Source organism: Streptomyces sp. NPDC059092, from assembly GCF_042756365.1.
Classification (GTDB): domain Bacteria; phylum Actinomycetota; class Actinomycetes; order Streptomycetales; family Streptomycetaceae; genus Streptomyces.
This window is the reverse complement of the sequence record NZ_JBHZEJ010000017.1, coordinates 78,167-95,458: the sequence shown is the minus strand read 5'-3', so window position 1 is coordinate 95,458 and position 17,292 is coordinate 78,167. Positions and strand designations below refer to the sequence as shown.

Here is a 17,292-nt window from a genome sequence, read left to right as displayed (position 1 = left end):
TAGGCTGTGCACCGACGGGTGGCGGCTCGGCAGGCCGAGCGGCCCGGCCACCCGGCACCGAACGCCCGTCTCGTCCCGTCCTGTCCTGGAGCACAGCACCACATGGCCCGACGCCCCGCACGCACCCGTCGCCCCGGCCGATCCGTCCCGCCCGCGGGGGCGGGGCCACGCGTCACCGACGCCTCGCCCTGCCCCTGCGGAGCCGGCGCCGCGTACGGCGCGTGCTGCGGGCGGTTCCACACCGGATCAGGGACGCGGCCCCCCGCCGCGGCGCCCACCGCCGAGCTGCTGATGCGCTCCCGCTACAGCGCCTTCGCCGTACTCGACGCGTCGTACCTGCTCAGGACCTGGGACCCCGCCACCCGCCCGGCCCGCCTCGACCTCGACCCCGCCACGCGCTGGCAGGGGCTGGAGATCCTGGCGACCACCGACGGCAGCGCCTTCCACACCACCGGCACGGTCACCTTCCGCGCCCGCTTCACCGACGCGGGCGGGCCGGGCGAGCTGCGTGAGTGCAGCCGGTTCGCGCGGCACGACGGCGCCTGGGTCTATGTGGACGGCACCTTCTAGGGCCGCGCCGTCGAGAGCGTGGAGCCGGCGGGGACGGCCGCCCGGCCGGACAGGTCCTGTGCCAGGTCCTCGGCCAGCAGCCGCTTCGCGATCGCGTCGACCGCGCGCCGCAGCTCGGTGCCGCTGGGGCGGCCCCGGTCTGCGTCGAGCTGTTCGTTGAGCCAGTGGGCCCACGCGGTATTGATCACGGCGGCCTCCCGGGCGCCCGCCTCCGTGTGGGCGAGCATGTTCCCGGTCCGGCTCAGATAGCCCTCCTCGACCATCCGGTCGAAGACCGGGAACACCACCTCGGGCGGCAGCCGGTGGCGCTCCGCGATCAGCCCCAGACCGGCGTGGCCGACCATGCGGGTGAACAGCTCGACCTGCATCACGGCCCACGCCCCCGCGATGTCCAGCCGGGTGTCCGCGGAGAGCATGATCCGCCGCGCGGTGTCCCGCCGCGTGGAGCGCAGGATCTTCGCGACGGACAGCTCCAGCAGCCGCTCCGAGTCACCGGAGCTGACGGGCGAGCCGAACCCCTCACCCATGTCGGTGGAGGCCGCCCGCGCCGAGTCCCGTAGCTTCACCTGCTTGAGGAAGAGCGCCACGACGAAGCCGAGGAGCGCCACCGGCACCGTCCACAGGAACACCGTCTGCAACGCGTCCGTGTACGCCCTCACGATCGGCCCGGCCTGCGCGGACGGCAGTGCGTGCAGCCCCTCCGGGCTCCCCGCCGCCTTCGCGACGGCCGCGGGGTCCGCCCCGGGGCCCGCCGCCCGTACCGCCCCGGCGATGCCCGTCCGGAGGTTCGGTCCGAGGGCGTTGGCGTAGATCGTGCCGAAGACCGCCGCGCCGAAGGCGCTGCCGAGCGTACGGAAGAAGGTCACCCCGGACGTGGCCGTGCCGAGGTCCGCGTACTCGACGGTGTTCTGCACCGCGATCGTCAGCACCTGCATGACCAGCCCGATCCCCAGGCCGAGCACCAGCATCGCCCCCGACTCCCGCCACACCCCCGAGTCGGGCCCCATCCGCGACAGGAGGTAGAGCCCCGCGGCCATCACCAGCGAGCCGACGATCGGGAAGATCCGGTACGCGCCCGTCCTGCTGACCACGTTGCCGCTGAGGACCGAGGCGATCAGCAGGCCGAAGACCATCGGCAGCGTACGGACGCCCGAGATGATCGCCGAGTCGCCGTCCACGTACTGGAGATACGTCGGCAGGAAGGTCATCGCCCCGAGCATCGCGAAGCCCACGATGAAGCTCAGGACCGAGCAGACCGTGAAGACCGGGTTGCGGAACAGCCGCATCGGCAGCATCGGTTCGGCCGCGCGCGTCTCCACCAGGCAGAACAGCGCGAGCGCGACGACACCGCCGACGAACAGCCCGAGGATCACCGGGGAGCCCCAGCCGTACTGGTTGCCGCCCCAACTCGTCGCCAGGATCAGGGAGCCGGCCCCGATCGCCACCAGCGCGATGCCCGGGTAGTCGATGACGGGGCGGGAGACGGCCTTGACGGACGGGATGGTCCGGGCCGCCGCGACGACCACGCCGATCGCGATCGGCACATTGATGTAGAAGGCCCAGCGCCAGGTCAGGTTGTCCGTGAACACCCCGCCGAGCAGCGGGCCGATGACCGTCGACACCCCGAAGACCGCGCCGATCGCCCCCTGGTACTTGCCGCGTTCGCGCAGCGGGATGACGTCCGCGATCAGCGCCATCGCGGTGACCATCAGCCCGCCGGCGCCGATGCCCTGGAGAGCGCGCCAGGAGATCAGCAGCGTCATGTCGGTGGCGAGACCGCAGAGGAACGAACCGGTGATGAAGACGATCGCGGAGATCTGGAAGACCAGCTTCCGGCCGAAGAGATCACCGAACTTGCCGACCAGGACCGTGGAGACCGTCTCGGCGAGCAGATACGAGGTGACCACCCAGGACATGTGGGCGGCGCCGCCCAGGTCCGAGACGATCGTCGGCAGGGCCGTGCCGACGATCGTCTGGTCGAGCGCCGCGAGCAGCACACCGAGCATGATCGTGGCGAAGACGATGTTCCGCTGCCGCCCGTCGAGCACGGGCGGCGTGGGGGCGGACCCCCGCGCCTGCTTCGTCGCCGGAGGTCCGGTCTCGCTGGCTGAGGTCACCCCTGCACGGTCACACCGCTGCCGTACGGACGCATGCGGGGTAGGCCAGACCGGTGAGAACCCCGGCCCCGGCCGCGACGGCGGCTCACCGCCCCGCCAGCACCTCCGACAGGTCGTACCGCACCGGCTCCTCCAACTGCGCGTACGTACAGCTCGCGGGGGTACGGTCCGGGCGCCACCGGCGGAACCGCGTGGTGTGCCGGAACCGGTCGCCCTCCATGTGGTCGTACGCCACCTCGCACACCCGCTCGGGCCGCAGGGGGAGCCACGACAGGTCCTTCGTCCCGGACCAGCGGCTCGGCCCGCCGGGCAGCCGGGCGCTCTCGTGCGCGGACTCCTCCGTCCACGCCGCCCACGGATGGCCGTCGGCGCTCTCCATGCGCAGCGGCGCCAGCTCCGCCGCCAGCTCGGCGCGGCGCCGCATGGGGAACGCGGCGCAGACCCCGACGTGCTGGAGCGCGCCCGCGGCGTCGTACAGGCCGAGGAGCAGCGAACCGACCACAGGACCGCTCTTGTGCTCCCGGTAGCCGGCCACGACGGCGTCCGCGGTCCGCTCGTGCTTGATCTTGTACATGGACCGGGTGTCGGGGCGGTACGGCAGGTCGAGGGGCTTGGCCACCACCCCGTCCAGACCGGCCCCCTCGTACCGATCGAACCACTCACGCGCCACGTCGATCTCGGTGGTGGCGGGCGCGAGATGGAGGGGCGGACGCGCGGGGGAGAGCACCGCCTCCAGCGCCTCCCTGCGGCGTGCCTGGTCCAGGTCGAGCAGCGAGGCGTCGCCGAGCGCCAGCAGATCGAAGGCGACGAAGCTCGCCGGGGTGCGCTCGGCGAGCAGGTCCACCCGGGACTTGGCCGGATGGATCCGCTCCGTGAGCTGTTCGAAGTCGAGCCGGTCGCCGTGCACGATCACGATCTCGCCGTCGACGACACACCGCTCGGGCAGCTCGGCGAGCAGGGCCGTGACCAGCTCGGGGAAGTAGCGGGCGAGCGATTTCCCGGTCCTGCTGCCGATGACGAGGTCGGCGCCGTCGCGGTGCACGATCGCCCGGAAGCCGTCCCATTTGGCCTCGTACTGCATACCGGGCGGGATACGGGCCACGGACTTGGCGAGCATCGGTTTGACGGGTGGCATCACCGGCAGGTCCATGGAGCGATTGTCGGCCAGAACCTCCCGGGGCGCCCGACATGTCCGTGTGGCGCCGCCCGGGATGTCCCGGGCGGCACCACACGGCACGTTCCGTGTGGCGCCGCCCGGCGTGTTCCGCGTGGGGCCCTCCCGTGATGCGCTCCACGCGCCCCCGTCCTACCGTGGCTCCATGGGCGCGGTGGTGGAGCTGGAGGCGGACGGCAGGACCGTACGGCTGTCCAGCCCCGACAAGGTGTACTTCCCGGAGCGCGGCTTCACCAAGCTGGACGTGGCGCGCTACTTCCTGGCCGTGGCGCCCGGGATCACCCGCGCGCTGCGCGACCGCCCGACCACCCTGCAACGCTTCCCCGAGGGGGTCGACGGTGAGTCCTTCTTCCAGAAGCGGGCCCCGAAGAACCTCCCCGACTGGATCCCCACCGCACGCATCGAGTTCCCCAGCGGGCGCTCGGCCGACGAGATCTGTCCGACGGAGCCGGCCGCCGTCCTCTGGGCGGCGAACCTCGGCTGTCTCACCTTCCACCCCTGGCCGGTACGGCGGGACGCCACCGACCACCCCGACGAGCTGCGCATCGACCTCGATCCGCAGCCGGGCACCGACTTCAAGGACGCGGTCGGAGCCGCCCACGAACTCCACGCGTTCCTGTCCGAGCAGGGGCTGCACGGCTGGCCCAAGACCTCCGGCGGCCGGGGCCTGCACGTCTTCGTGCCGATCGAGCCGCGCTGGACGTTCACCGAGGTACGGCGGTGTGCCATCGCCGTCGGCCATGAACTGGAGCGGCGGATGCCGGGCCGGGTGACCACCGCGTGGTGGAAGGAGGAGCGCGGCGAGCGGATCTTCGTCGACTACAACCAGACCGCGCGCGACCGCACCATCGCCTCCGCCTACTCCGTACGCCCGCGGCCGCACGCCCCGGTCTCCGCGCCGCTGCGCTGGGCGGAGCTGGACGACGTGGCGCCGGACGACTTCGACCTGGCGACGATGCCGGTGCGCTACGCCGAAGTGGGCGATGTGCACGCGGAGATGGCGGACCGGCCGCACCGCCTGGACGGGCTGCTGGAGCTGGCCGACCGGTACGAACGGGACCACGGGCTGGGGGACATGCCGTACCCGCCGGACTATCCGAAGATGCCGGGGGAGCCGAAGCGGGTCCAGCCGAGCCGCGCCAGGCACGAGGAGACGTAGTACCCGGACACAGAGGTGTGTCCCCTCTCCGCCGAGAGGGGACACACCGTCAGCGGGCCGCGATCGCGGTCGTCACTCCTTCGCGGTCACAGCTCCTTGATGCGGATGTCGCGGTACGAGATGACGTCCGTCGTGCCGTGGACCTGGAGCCCGACATGACCGGTGGCGTACCGCCGGCCGTCCGTGCCCGGGTCACCCGCGCGTTCCGGGTAGAAGGTCTGCCCGCCCACGTTGTCGAACTCGTTGATCAGCACACCGTTGCGCAGGATCGTGTAGTGCTGGCCCTCCACCCGGATCTCGTAGTCGTTCCAGGTGCCCTTCGGGGTGACGCCCGCGCCGCCCAGCCCCACACGGTCGAAGCCGTAGACCGAGCCGGTCTTGTACAGGTCGCCGTCCGGGCGGTCGAGGATCTGGATCTCGTGCCCGTAGTTGATGGCGACCCACTCGGGCCGGGACTCCTCCGGGTGGTTGTGGACGTTCGGGAAGCGGACGAAGACACCGCCGTTGGCGTTGCCGTTGCCCGGGGCGTCGTCGCGGAACTGCAGCTTCAGCGAGAAGTCGCCGTAGGTGCGCTGCGGGAACCACAGCATGCCCATGCCCTCGACGGTGGTGCTGCTGGTGATGGCACCGTCGCCGCTCAGCGCGAACTTGCCGCCGCCGACCTGCTCCCACTTGGCCAGGGAGCCGGCCGTTCCGTCGAAGAGAGCGCGGTAGCCCTCGGTCTGCCCGGGGGTGCCGATCTTCGACTGCTTGGCGGCCTTGGTGATCTTCTTGAACTCGCGGTCGTCGATGACGTTGTCGGACAGCAGCTTGTCGAGCACGCTGTCGACGTGCTTGAGGAAGAGGGCCTGCGAGGTCCACTCCTTCTCGTCCTCGATCAGCTCGTTGACCGTGCACCGGTTACGGGTCAGCCGGTTCGGCACGCCCGAGTCGACCGTGCCCACGATGACCGTCAACCGCTCGTCGAACTCCGGGCAGTTGGGCGCCGGGACGCCGCCGCTCTGCGCGACGGTGAAGGAGAGCTGTTTGGCCTGCGCGGTGTTGCCCGCCTTGTCGGTCGCCCGGTAGGAGAGCGCGTGGTAGCCGACGCGGTCGACGACGACGGGCGTGGTGTACGCGAGGTAGGGGCCACTGTCGAGCGAGTACTCGATCCGGTCCACCCCCGACTCGGCGTCGGTCGCCGTGACCGTCACCTTCGCGCTGGTGATGTAGGCGCCGTTGGAGTTCTTGTCGCCCGTCACCACCGCTCCGGTCACCGGCGGGGTGGTGTCCTTGACCGGCGGTGCCACCACCGAGAACGACACCGACTTGGCCGCCGCCGCGTTGCCCGCCTTGTCGGTGGCGCGGTAGCGGACCGTGTGCGTACCGACCTGGTGCACCATCACCGGGGCGGTGTACGGCTGCCAGGCGCCGTCCGCCCCGAGCGCGTACTCGATGGTGTTGACGCCGGAACCGGTGTCGGAGGCGGTGACGGTGACCGTGGCCATCGACAGGTAGTTGCCCGCCCCGTCCCGGTCCCCGCTCACGGTCGCCGAGGTCTCCGGCGCGGTGGTGTCGTCGGTCGGCGGGGCGACCACGGTGAACGCGACGGACTTCTCCTCGGCCGCGTTGCCCGCCTTGTCGGTGGCGCGGTATCTGAGGGTGTGTTCGCCGACCTGGTCGACCACCACCGGGGTGGTGTACGGCTGCCACGGCCCGTCCGCGCCGACCGCGTACTCGGTGGTCGCCACTCCGGACCCGTCGTCGGTCGCCTTCACGGACACCGTCGCGGAACCGACGTACGCGCCGTCGGCGTTCTGCTGGCCCTCGACCTTGGCCGAGGTGGTGGGAGCGGTGGTGTCGTCACCGCCTCCTCCCTCGGTCACGGTGAGCACGCCGGTCATCGTGAGGTGCCCCGGGATGACGCAGTGGAAGCGGTACTTGCCCGGGGTCAGGTTGACCTCGGTGGTGTGCTTGCCGCCTTTGGCGTCCCCCGGGTTGGCCAGGATGTCCAGCGTCACGTCGTTGTTGTACTCGGGATCGAACGTGTCGAAGGTGAGGGTGTGCGGCATCCCGGTGGTGTTGCCGGTGGCCGTGCTGTTCTCGAAGACGATCGTGGTCGGCCCGGCCACCGCGGTGGTCGGGAAGCTCAGGTACTTGTCGATGGGGTCGCCCGCGGTCCAGGTCAGTACCTGGGCCGCCGCCGTACTCGCACCGGCGCGCCCCTCGTCGCCGGGGCCGGCGGGCCGCCCGTACGCGGCCGTGGAGGTCAGTCCCAGCACCATCAGGAACGCGCCCACCAGGGCCGTCCACAGGCGTGGCGACCGGTGTGCCCACAGGCGGCGCCCCGGTCGGTGTCTCAACTCGCGTCTCACTGCGCCGCCTTCCGTGCGAGGTCACCGGCGGCCGGGGTCGGCTCGCCGCCCTTGTAGGTCACGCGCCACAGCGCGGACTGGGAGTCCGAGGTGAAGAAGCCGCGCCCGTAGTCCAGGACGTACAGCGAGCCGTCCGGGGCGAACTTCCAGTCCATCAGGTTGCGGATGCCGCCCTGACCGACCGGGATGATCTTCTTCAGGGACTCGGCGTGCACCGGCAGCCCGCCCTTGCCCCCGGTCTTCGGATCGGTCACCACCGCGTGACGCGGGCTGTCCGCCGCGTCGTAGAAGTCACCGACGAACCACTTGCCGTCCCAGTACTCCGGCCACTTCGCGGCGCTCGTGCTCTGCGCGTCGTACCGGTACACCGGGCCGTTCATGGTCGCCTGGCCGCCGCCCTTGAGCCACGGCAGGAGGAAGGTGGACTCGCTCGCCTTGTAGCTGGGGACGCCGTTCGCGTCGCGCGGGAAGTCCGGGGCACCACCCTGCGGCGAGTACCAGATGGTGTTGCCGGTGATGGGCGGCAGGTTCACCAGGCCGTCGTTGTTGGGGGACTCGTTCTTCGGGGCGGCGCAGTTGTACCACCCCAGCGGCTTGGACGGATCGGGCAGATTGCGGTCCCGGTAGGGCTGGTTGTTGCCCATGCAGAACGGCCAGCCGTGGTTGCCCGCCTTGGTGATCATGGAGAAGGTGTCGTACTTCGCCGGACCCCAGGTGGTGCTCGGCGCGCCGGCGTCAGGACCGACCCAGCCCGCGTACAGGGTGTCGGTCTTCCGGTCGACGGAGATCCGGGACGGGTTGCGCACGCCCATCACGTAGATCTCGCCGCGGGTCTTGCCGCCGCCCTCGGCCTGCTCCTTGCCGGTGAAGAGGTTCCCCTCCGGCAGGGTGTACGTGCCGTCAGCCTCCGGGTGGACGCGCAGGATCTTGCCGTTGAGGTTGTTGGTGTTGCCCGCGGTACGGCGCGCGTCCGCGAAGGAGACGCCCTTGTACGAGGGCTGCGGGTTGTTGCCGGAGTAACCGTCGCTGAAGCCGGAGGAGTTGTTGTCGCCGGTCGCGATGTAGAGGTTCCCCTTCGAGTCCCAGGCCATCCCGCCGCCGGAGTGGCAGCAACTGTGCACCTGCACCGGCCACTTCAGCAGGACCTTCTCGGAGGCGAGGTCCAGCTTGGCCGTCGCGCGGTCCAGGGTGAAGCGCGAGACGCGCCGCTCGGCGATCTGCGTGTCACGGTTGAGCTGCGCGTGCGGTGTGTAGTGCAGGTACACCCAGCCGTTGGTCTCGAAGGCGGGGTCCAGCTCGATCCCGAGCAGCCCCTCCTCGACCTTGACCAGCTCGTCGCCGCCGCCCTTGTTGCCGAAGACGCTGAGGGAGCCCGCGAGCGTCACCTTCTTGGTCTTCGGGTCGTAGACGTGGATCTGCCCCTGGCCCTTGCCGATGTCCGGGTTGTTCCAGTCGGTCACCACCGGGGCCGCGTTGTCACCGCCGCCGCGCCCGATGTACAGCACGCGCCCGTCGGGTGCGACGACCATGCCGTGCGGCTCGCCGATCTGGTCCTGCTGACCGGCCTGGTTGGGCTGGGTGACGCGCTCCGCCGTGTAGTTGGAGTCGATCGTCGCCTTGCAGTCGGCGCGTGAGATCCGCGTCGTCCAGTTGAGGGCGCCCCGCAGGTGGTCGCGGAAGTCCGTCTCCGCGTACGAGTCGGCCGTACCGCCCATGCCGGTGTAGAAGGACCGGCCGCCGGCGTAGTCACGGCACCAGGAGATCGGGTGGTCGGCGCCGTTGGCCCCGGTCGCCGGCTTGTAGCTGGCCTCCCTGACCCGGGCGACCGTGTGCACCTTGCCGGTGGGGTTCGCCGACCAGTTGAACCACTTGTCGGGCCGCTTCCACTCCAGCGGAAGGTTCTTGGTGGCGGGATTCAGCCGGTCACCGATCTCGACCGTCGCACGCTGGACGGTGCTCGGGGCACCCGTCGGCCGGGCCCCGATCAGCCCCGTGAACCAGTCCGAGTACGGCTCGGTACGGGCCGCCTCGTGGATCCCGAGGAAGCCGCCGCCCGCGTTCATGAACGCTTCGAGGCCCGCCTCCTGCGCGGGGTCGAGCACATCGCCGCCGCCCGTGAGGAAGACGACCGCGTTGTACTTGCCGAGCTTGGTGGCGTTGGTGAAGACGGAGGGGTCGTCCGTGGCCACGGTCTTGAACCGTTCGGCCGCGGGACCCGACAGGCCGATCGACTCGATGGCCTCGATACCGGCGTTGACGACCGGTGACTCCTCGGTGGCCGAGGCGTGGAAGACGAGCACCCTCACGTTCTCGCCGCCGGGCGGCGACGGAAGGGACAACGTTGTCGGCGCCGGTTCGGGATACGGCCTGGCGGTCGCGGTGTTGGAGCCGAGCAGCGACGCCGCCAGGGCGCCTGCCGCCAGGGCCGCGGCCACGCCACGTCTTGATCTCCTGGACCTCTTCGGACTCGTGGCTCTCGGGAATCTCGACCGGTGATGCGGTGCAGGCTGCATGTGTTCACCCACCCCTCTCTGGTCACAGTCTTGGGACACGGTCGTGCGGGCATGTCGTGCGGGCACAGCAACAGCGCCTGAAACTAGACCTCTTTCGTCGGCGCGCCAATAGGTACGACCGCAATCCCACCAACTTTGTCCTGAGTGTGGATAAACAAAGTTCCCTGGACTACCGTGTGGCCGTCCCCGGGGCCTCATGCGCCCCGCAAACGTCCGTACGGCACTGGGGAGTTCACGATGGCCATGGACCGAAGGAGCTTCAACCGGCGCCTGCTCGCGGGAGGCGCGGTCGCCGCGACCGGGGCGACCTCCCTGTCGGTCGCCGCCGCGTCGGCCCCCGCCGCGACGGCGGCGGACACCCCGCCCAGAACCGCTCCGGCGGGCGGCCAGGTGCGCCGTATCAGCCTGTACGCCGAGAATCTGCCCAACGGCCAGATGGGGTACGGCTTCGAGAAGGGCAAGGCCACCATCCCGGGGCCGCTGATCGAGCTGAACGAGGGCGACACCCTCCACATCGACTTCGAGAACAACTGCGATGTCGACGTCAGTCTCCACCCGCACGGCGTGGACTACGACATCGCCAACGACGGCACCCGGATGAGCCGCAGCCATGTCGAGCCCGGCGGTACCCGTACGTACACCTGGCGCACCCACGCCCCCGGCAACCGCAAGGACGGCACCTGGCAGCCGGGCAGCGCGGGCTACTGGCACTACCACGACCACGTCGTGGGCACGGACCACGGCACGGGCGGCATCCGCAAGGGGCTGTACGGTCCCGTCGTGGTCCGCAGGAAGGGTGACATCCTGCCGGACAAGCAGTTCACCATCGTCTTCAACGACATGACGATCAACAACAAGCCTGGTGCCCAGAGCCCCAACTTCGAGGCCACGGTCGGCGATCGCGTCGAGGTCATCATGATCACGCACGGCGAGTTCTACCACACGTTCCATATGCACGGGCACCGCTGGGCGGACAACAGGACGGGCCTGCTCACCGGCCCCGACGACCCCAGCCGGGTGATCGACAACAAGATCACGGGCCCGGCGGACTCCTTCGGCTTCCAGGTCATCGCGGGCGAACGCGGGGGCGCGGGCGCCTGGATGTACCACTGCCATGTCCAGAGCCACTCCGACATGGGCATGGCCGGCCTGCTGCTGGTCGCCAAGCCGGACGGCACGATCCCCGGGTACGAGCCGCACCACCCGGCGGCCTCCGGCGACGCGAAGGCGGACCACGCGGGCCACTGACACCCGCCCGCAGGGCACGGCGCGCGCCACCCGTCCAGGAGGCGGGGACGTCCCCGCAGGGGGAGACTCGGAAGGAGAGCACGGGACCTCACGAAGGAGCGCGCGCCATGCTCACGTCCCCCTATGTCAACGGCTCCCCGGTCTGGGCCGACCTCGGCACCCCGGACATCGACGGCGCGGCCGCCTTCTACCGAGGGCTCTTCGGCTGGGAATTCCGGCCCGCGGGGCCCGGTACGGGCGGCTACGGCATGTTCCAGCTCGGTGACCGGACCGCGGCGGGCGGCATGCCCATGACGGCCGAGCAGGGCCCGCCGTCCTGGTCGCTGTACTTCCGTACGTCCGACGCCGACGCCACCGCCAAGTCCGTACAGGACAACGGCGGTTCCGTCGTCGCCGGGCCCATGGACGTCATGGACATCGGCAGGATGGCCGTCCTCGCCGACCCGGGCGGCGCCGCCTTCTCGATCTGGCAGCCCGGCACCAACCATGGCCTGGATGTCGTCAACGAGCCGGGCAGCCTCTGCTGGGCCGAGCTGTACACCGCCGACGAGCCCACCGCGTACGCCTTCTACCAGGCCGTCTTCGGCTGGGAGTCCTCCGGTATGCCGCTGCCCGACGGGAGCGGCACGTACCGCATGGTCCATCCGGCAGGGCAGGGCCCGGACGGCATGTTCGGCGGGTTCGTGACGCTCGGCTCGGATCCCAGCGAATCGGGCGGCGCGCCGCACTGGCAACTGTACTTCGCGGTCACCGAATGCGACGCTACGGTGACGGCGGGCCGGGAGCTCGGCGCCACGGTGCGGATGGCACCGACCGACATCGAGGGCGTCGGACGGTTCGCCAAGCTGGCCGACCCCGCCGGGGCGCGGTTCGCGATCCTCCAGGGCGTGGCCCGGGACGCCTGATCAACAGAGCCCGTCCGCTGGGTCGTTGAGGGTTCGTCCATCATTCGTTTATCGCGGACGGGCAACCTGTGCGGCATGCCGATCAACATCATCACCAGCACCACCCCGACCGATGAACTCTCCTGGCAGGAGAGCGCGTTGTGCGCCCAGACGGGGCCCGAGTTCTTCTTCCCCGCCCCCGGCTCCTCCACCCGTGAGGCCAAACGGCTGTGCGGCGCCTGCGAGGGGCGGGTGGCCTGCCTCCAGTACGCCCTCAACCACGACGAGCGGTTCGGGGTCTGGGGCGGGCTCTCCGAGAAGGAGCGGCAGAATCTGCGGCGCCGGAGCGGCTGACCGCGTCCGGCGCGCTCGGGCGCCGCACGCCGCCCCTCCGGCACCGGCCGGTCGCACCGTGCTGACCGGTCACACCGCGTCGATGCGGAACGCCTCTCCGTACACCTGCCAGCGCAGCGGCAGCCGCAGGTCCATGTTGCCGTCGCCCAGGAAGACCCGCTGTGCGGTGTCGATGCGGGAGGAGTCCCGCTGCGCAGTGACGGGCTTCGTCCTGATCACGGCCTTGCTCGCGTCGAGGAAGGTGCCGAGGTACGCCTTCTCGTCGCCGCCCTCGGCCGCTGTCTTCGCCTTCTTCATGGCCGCCTGCCGGATGCCGTAGAAGCCGTGCGCGTCGAGCCCCGGGCCGTGCAGGACCATCGCGTCGTAGTAGATGAACTGACCGAGCGTGCCGAGGCCGTCCATCTTGGCCAGCCGGACGGCCGGGTCGAAGTACAGCGTGTCCCGGGTCCGGTCCTGCGCGACGCGGAAGTCCTCGGACTTCGCGGCCTCGGCCCAGGCGTCCCGGAAGCCGGGGTCCAGGCCCTCGTGCGAGTCGGTGCCGTCCACCGCGCGCAGCGCCGGGAGGTAGGGCGCGAGCGGATTGTCCGGGTGGGACTTCGTGTACGACTCCACGAGTTGCCGCATGTCGTTGGTGCCGGAGCAGAAGCCGATGATCCCGGCCGTGTAGCCGTTGCCGTCCCCGAGGTCCTCGATGGCGCCGTACTGGCCGCGCCAGTCGAGCGTGGAGTTCTCCGCGCTGGCCACGAGGCGTGCGGCGATCTCCTTCTGCGCGGGAGCCGCGAGTCCTGGCGGCAGCTTCTCGATGTGCTCCTCCCGCTTCTCCCGCTCCTCCGTGTCGCCCGAGAGAAGCGGGTTGGGGGCGCCGCTCTGTCCGGGGAACTCCGGTGGATGGTCGGCGAGCACCCCCGAGTCGCCGTCGCCGCCGCCGAAGAGGACGACGGCGGCGACCAGGACGGGGGCGCCTATGAGGAAGAGGCGCGTAACAGGCTTCATCCGGCACAGCGTACGGCGCACGGGCGCGCGGTCCGAACCGTACGCCCCCTTACGTGCCGCGCGCCCCCTCGTCCGCCCGCGTGCTCGCTTCCGTCCGCGCTGTCAGCCTGCGGCGCGCGCTGCCATCCGGGCCTTGCGGGTGGCGAGCTTCTCGTCGAACTTGCTCGCCTCGGCGTCCAAACCGCCCATGTACAGGCCCAGTTCCTCCTGGGCCTTGAGGCCCTCGGAGCCGAGACCGCTTATGTCCATGACCTTCAGGTAGCGCAGCACGGGCTGGAGCACGTCGTCGTGGTGGATGCGCATGTTGTAGATCTCGCCGATGGCCATCTGCGCGGCGGCGCGCTCGAAGCCGGGCATGCCGTGTCCGGGCATCCGGAACTGCGTGACCACGTCGCGGACGGACATCATCGTCAGGTCCGGGGCGATCTCGAAGGCGGCGCCCAGCAGGTTCCGGTAGAAGACCATGTGCAGGTTCTCGTCGGTGGCGATGCGCGCCAGCATCCGGTCACAGACCGGATCGCCCGACTGGTGGCCGGTGTTGCGGTGCGAGACGCGGGTCGCCAGTTCCTGGAAGGCGACGTACGCGACGGAGTGCAGCATCGAGTGGCGGTTGTCGGACTCGAAGCCCTCCGCCATGTGCGCCATCCGGAACTGCTCCAGCTTGTCCGGGTCGACGGCGCGCGAGGCGAGCAGGTAGTCGCGCATCACGATGCCGTGCCGGCCCTCCTCCGCGGTCCAGCGGTGCACCCAGGTGCCCCAGGCGCCGTCGCGGCCGAAGAGGCTGGCGATCTCGTGGTGGTAGCTGGGGAGATTGTCCTCGGTCAGCAGATTGACCACGAGCGCGATCTTGCCGATGTCGGTGACCTTCGACTGCGCCGGCTCCCAGGCCTCGCCGTTCTCGAAGATGCCGGGGAAGTTGCGGCCGTCGGACCAGGGCACGTACTCGTGCGGCATCCAGTCCTTGGCGACTTTGAGATGGCGGTTGAGTTCCTTCTCCACCACCTCTTCCAGCGCGTACAGCAGTCGGGCGTCGGTCCACGCGTCCGAACTGCCGAGGTGGGGAGAGGTGATCGACACGGGTGCTCCAGGGGGACGGGAGTTTTACCTACGGGTTCGTAGGTTACGACACCGTAGGTTAAGGCCCGAGTAAGGGAGAGGCCAAGCCCGCTCCCTGGATCACCTCACGATCGCCTCGGATCGCACACCGGTCACGGGCCTGTCACCTGGAGTGAACCCCCAGGTCAGCAGTGGTTGCCCGACGGTACGCGGGTGCGGCGTAGCGGCTCGCGCTCCTCAGGCGTACAACTCCCGCAGCCGCACCGAGAGACAGGTCACGCACCCTTCGAGCTTCTCGAACTCACTGATGTCGACCGGCACCGGCTCATGGCCGAGGTCCGAGAGCAGTGCGGCGGTCCGCGGCGCGCTCGCCGAGATCAGCAGCTTCCCGCCGCCGAGCAGCACGACGTGCCCGCCCGACTCCTCCGGTACGGAGAGCCGCCGGGGGAAGAGCGACCAGGCGTCCAGCAGCGGTTCGAAGCCGATGACGGTGGAGTCGGGCAGCGCCGTCACCGCGGACTTGAGATGCAGCACCTTGGTGACGGGTACGGCCACCACCCGCGCCCCGAGCGGTTCGAAGGCCGCGCGGAGCTGCCGTACCCCCGCCGCGTTCGTCCGGCCGCCCTGCCCGACGTAGACCGTGTCGCCCGTCTTCAGGACGTCGCCGCCGTCGAGGGTGCCGGGCTCCCGGATCCGGTTGACCGAGCAGCCGAGCCGGACCAGCTCCGCCTCCACGGCGGCGGTCTCGGGGCGGCGCGAGAGGGCGCCGGGCCGGGAGATCAGCGCGACGTTGCGGAACATGACGACGGTGTCCTCCACGAACACCCCGTCCGGGCAGTCGTCGGCCGGATCCACCTCGACCGTCTCCCAGCCGTGCGCGCGCAGTGTCGCGCCGTACCGTTCCCACTGCTCGACCGCGAGCGCGGTGTCGACCGGGGTCCGTCTCAGATGGGTGACCAGCCCCTCGGCGAGGCGCGGGCCAGGGCGTCGGATCAGGGCTTTCCTGCTGGGCACGATCGTTTCTCCACATCGTCCGGGGCGGGTGGCCGGCCGGGGCGGTACGAGGCCGGCCACCCGCCCATCATCACCCGTGCCCGGCCGCCCGCACCTCCTCCGCGTCGGTGTCCCGCAGCGCGCCGTCGAGCAGCAGCCAGCGGGTGATGCCGATCGACTCCAGGAACGGCACGTCGTGGCTCGCCACGATCAGCGCGCCCTGGTACGACTCCAGCGCCGCGGTGAGCCGGCGGACGGACGCCATGTCCAGGTTGTTCGTCGGCTCGTCGAGCAGCAGCAGCCGCGGCGCCGGTTCCGCGAGCAGCAGCGCGGCGAGCGAGGCCCGGAACCGCTCACCGCCCGAGAGGGTCCCGGCCGACCGGTCGGCCCGCGCGCCCTTGAAGAGGAAGCGCGCCAGCCGGGACCTGATCTGGTTGTTGGTCGCCTCGGGCGCGAGACGGGCGACGTTCTGCGCCACGGTGAGCGTGTCGTCCAGCACATCGAGCCGCTGCGGCAGAAAGCGCAGTGGCACATGGGTCAGCGCCTCGCCGGACTCCGGCGCCAACTCCCCGGCGACGGTGCGCAGCAGGGTCGTCTTGCCCGCTCCGTTCCGGCCGACCAGCGCGATCCGCTCGGGGCCGTGGATCGCGTACTCGCCGCTGACCTCGGCCCCGTACCGCAGCCGCAGGTCGCGCAGGGTCAGCACGCCGCGCCCGGGATGGACGACGGTGTGCGGCAGTTCGATACCGACCTCGTCGTCGTCCCGTACCGCGTCCACCGCCTCGTCCAGCCGCTCCTTCGCGTCGGCGAGCCGCTCGGCGTGCAGGATGCGATGCTTGCCCGCGGATTCCTGGGCCGCCCGCTTGCGCCCGTTCATGACGATCCTCGGTTCACGCTTGGTGTCGGACATCTTCTGTCCGAATCGCTTACGCCGGGCCAACTTCACTTGTGCCTCGGCGAGTTCGCGCTTCTGGCGCTGCACGTCGGCCTCCGCGACCCGCACCGTACGGGCCGCCGCCTCCTGTTCCTGGGCGAGTGCCTCCTCGTAGGCGGAGAAGCCGCCGCCGTACCAGCGGACCTCGCCGTCGCGCAGATCGGCGATCTGGTCGACGCGCTCCAGCAGTTCGCGGTCGTGGCTGACCACGACCAGGACACCGGACCAGGAGTCGACGGCGTCGTACAGCCGCCGCCGGGCGTGCAGATCGAGGTTGTTGGTCGGCTCGTCCAGCAGCAGGACGGCGGGCCGGGCGAGCAGCAGCGCGGCCAGGCCGAGCAGGACGCACTCGCCGCCCGACATCTCACCGACCGTCCGGTCGAGACCGAGCCGGCCGAGGCCGAGGTGGCCGAGGGTGGCGTGGGCCCGTTCCTCCACGTCCCAGTCGTCACCGACGGCGGTGAAGTGCTCCTCGCTCGCGTCGCCCGCCTCGATGGCGTGCAGCGCGGCGCGGGTCGCGGCGATACCGAGGGCTTCGTCCACCCGCAGAGCGGTGTCGAGCGCCACGGTCTGGGGGAGGAAGCCGACCTCGCCGGCGATCCCGACCCGGCCGGCGGCCGGGGTGAGGTCACCCGAGATCAGCTTCAACAGGGTTGATTTACCGGACCCGTTGAGGCCGATGAGCCCGGTCCTGCCGGGCCCGATCGCGAGCTGGAAGCCGTCGAACACCTCCGTCCCGTCGGGCCAGGCGAACGAGAGGGCGGTGCAGGTGATGTGGGCGGGGGCAGCGGACATACGCGTCTCCGGTTGCTGCGAAGGTTCAGGGGTCAGGGCAACGGATGGAGACACCGCGAGAAGGAGGGAAGTCCAGGTCGAGGGGACGGCTCGGCAGCCGAGGTCACACACGGGGCGGACAGCCGGAAGGAAAGCACGGCTGTGCGGC

General features: G+C 70.7%; 13 protein-coding genes. 5 read left to right on the top strand and 8 right to left on the bottom strand.

The features are described 5' to 3' along the window. The first annotated feature begins 102 nt into the window (after window positions 1-102). On the top strand, window positions 103-570 hold the full coding sequence (locus ACFXPL_RS13335; protein ID WP_384917249.1) for a YchJ family protein: 468 nt from the start codon (window positions 103-105) through the stop codon (window positions 568-570). Here ACFXPL_RS13335 and ACFXPL_RS13330 read toward each other — a convergent pair. Together ACFXPL_RS13330 and ACFXPL_RS13325 are read right to left on the bottom strand one after the other, a co-directional pair. Beyond that, window positions 567-2,687: an MDR family MFS transporter gene (locus tag ACFXPL_RS13330; protein ID WP_384917247.1), complete on the bottom strand. Its 2,121-nt coding sequence runs from the start codon at window positions 2,685-2,687 to the stop codon at window positions 567-569. The two genes, ACFXPL_RS13335 and ACFXPL_RS13330, sit on opposite strands and share 4 nt — an antisense overlap. 85 nt (window positions 2,688-2,772) lie before the next feature. Further along, complete coding sequence (locus tag ACFXPL_RS13325; protein ID WP_384917244.1) at window positions 2,773-3,837, bottom strand: ATP-dependent DNA ligase; 1,065 nt, start codon at window positions 3,835-3,837, stop codon at window positions 2,773-2,775. Window positions 3,838-4,006: 169 nt separating this feature from the next. Between ACFXPL_RS13325 and ligD the strand changes: the two genes are divergently transcribed. Next, window positions 4,007-5,020, top strand: coding sequence for a non-homologous end-joining DNA ligase (gene ligD / locus ACFXPL_RS13320; RefSeq protein WP_384917241.1), 1,014 nt, complete (start codon window positions 4,007-4,009; stop codon window positions 5,018-5,020). Between the two features lie 86 nt (window positions 5,021-5,106). On the opposite strand, the gene ACFXPL_RS13315 is transcribed toward ligD, so the two are convergent. Both ACFXPL_RS13315 and ACFXPL_RS13310 read right to left on the bottom strand, forming a co-directional pair. Further along, window positions 5,107-7,284, bottom strand: coding sequence for an OmpL47-type beta-barrel domain-containing protein (locus tag ACFXPL_RS13315; RefSeq protein WP_384917340.1), 2,178 nt, complete (start codon window positions 7,282-7,284; stop codon window positions 5,107-5,109). An 86-nt stretch (window positions 7,285-7,370) separates the two neighbouring features. After that, window positions 7,371-9,887, bottom strand: a complete 2,517-nt coding sequence (locus ACFXPL_RS13310) for a ThuA domain-containing protein (RefSeq protein ID WP_384917239.1) — start codon at window positions 9,885-9,887, stop codon at window positions 7,371-7,373. Between the two features lie 243 nt (window positions 9,888-10,130). Between ACFXPL_RS13310 and ACFXPL_RS13305 the strand changes: the two genes are divergently transcribed. The 3 genes from ACFXPL_RS13305 (at window position 10,131) to ACFXPL_RS13295 (ending at window position 12,373) form a co-directional block, all read left to right on the top strand. Further along, window positions 10,131-11,135: a multicopper oxidase domain-containing protein gene (locus tag ACFXPL_RS13305; RefSeq protein ID WP_384917337.1), complete on the top strand. Its 1,005-nt coding sequence runs from the start codon at window positions 10,131-10,133 to the stop codon at window positions 11,133-11,135. Window positions 11,136-11,242: 107 nt separating this feature from the next. Further along, window positions 11,243-12,040, top strand: coding sequence for a VOC family protein (locus ACFXPL_RS13300; RefSeq protein WP_384917236.1), 798 nt, complete (start codon window positions 11,243-11,245; stop codon window positions 12,038-12,040). A gap of 75 nt (window positions 12,041-12,115) precedes the next feature. Next, window positions 12,116-12,373, top strand: coding sequence for a WhiB family transcriptional regulator (locus ACFXPL_RS13295; protein WP_384917233.1), 258 nt, complete (start codon window positions 12,116-12,118; stop codon window positions 12,371-12,373). Window positions 12,374-12,442: 69 nt separating this feature from the next. On the opposite strand, the gene ACFXPL_RS13290 is transcribed toward ACFXPL_RS13295, so the two are convergent. From ACFXPL_RS13290 to ACFXPL_RS13275, 4 genes are all read right to left on the bottom strand, one after another. Continuing rightward, window positions 12,443-13,366 carry a chitosanase gene (locus tag ACFXPL_RS13290; RefSeq protein ID WP_384917230.1) on the bottom strand — a complete coding sequence of 308 codons (924 nt, stop codon included), beginning with the start codon at window positions 13,364-13,366 and terminating at the stop codon, window positions 12,443-12,445. Window positions 13,367-13,468: 102 nt separating this feature from the next. Next, complete coding sequence (locus ACFXPL_RS13285) at window positions 13,469-14,443, bottom strand: acyl-ACP desaturase (RefSeq protein ID WP_384917227.1); 975 nt, start codon at window positions 14,441-14,443, stop codon at window positions 13,469-13,471. A gap of 216 nt (window positions 14,444-14,659) precedes the next feature. Beyond that, entirely contained in the window at window positions 14,660-15,436 is a 777-nt protein-coding gene (gene ddaH / locus ACFXPL_RS13280) for a dimethylargininase (protein ID WP_384917224.1), read from the bottom strand. A 70-nt stretch (window positions 15,437-15,506) separates the two neighbouring features. Beyond that, a complete protein-coding gene (locus tag ACFXPL_RS13275; protein WP_384917221.1) occupies window positions 15,507-17,144 on the bottom strand; it encodes an ATP-binding cassette domain-containing protein in 1,638 nt (545 codons plus the stop codon). Between the last annotated feature and the right edge of the window lie 148 nt (window positions 17,145-17,292).

Excerpts from the sequence above, each read along its gene's own strand:
- ACFXPL_RS13335 (WP_384917249.1), top strand. The coding sequence starts at position 103 with ATGGCCCGACGCCCCGCACGCACCCGTCGCCCCGGCCGATCCGTCCCG.
- ACFXPL_RS13325 (WP_384917244.1), bottom strand. The coding sequence starts at position 3,837 with ATGGACCTGCCGGTGATGCCACCCGTCAAACCGATGCTCGCCAAGTCC.
- ligD (WP_384917241.1), top strand. The coding sequence starts at position 4,007 with ATGGGCGCGGTGGTGGAGCTGGAGGCGGACGGCAGGACCGTACGGCTG.
- ACFXPL_RS13315 (WP_384917340.1), bottom strand. The coding sequence starts at position 7,284 with ATGGTGCTGGGACTGACCTCCACGGCCGCGTACGGGCGGCCCGCCGGC.
- ACFXPL_RS13310 (WP_384917239.1), bottom strand. The coding sequence starts at position 9,887 with ATGCAGCCTGCACCGCATCACCGGTCGAGATTCCCGAGAGCCACGAGT.
- ACFXPL_RS13305 (WP_384917337.1), top strand. The coding sequence starts at position 10,131 with ATGGACCGAAGGAGCTTCAACCGGCGCCTGCTCGCGGGAGGCGCGGTC.
- ACFXPL_RS13300 (WP_384917236.1), top strand. The coding sequence starts at position 11,243 with ATGCTCACGTCCCCCTATGTCAACGGCTCCCCGGTCTGGGCCGACCTC.
- ACFXPL_RS13295 (WP_384917233.1), top strand. The coding sequence starts at position 12,116 with ATGCCGATCAACATCATCACCAGCACCACCCCGACCGATGAACTCTCC.
- ACFXPL_RS13290 (WP_384917230.1), bottom strand. The coding sequence starts at position 13,366 with ATGAAGCCTGTTACGCGCCTCTTCCTCATAGGCGCCCCCGTCCTGGTC.
- ACFXPL_RS13275 (WP_384917221.1), bottom strand. The coding sequence starts at position 17,144 with ATGTCCGCTGCCCCCGCCCACATCACCTGCACCGCCCTCTCGTTCGCC.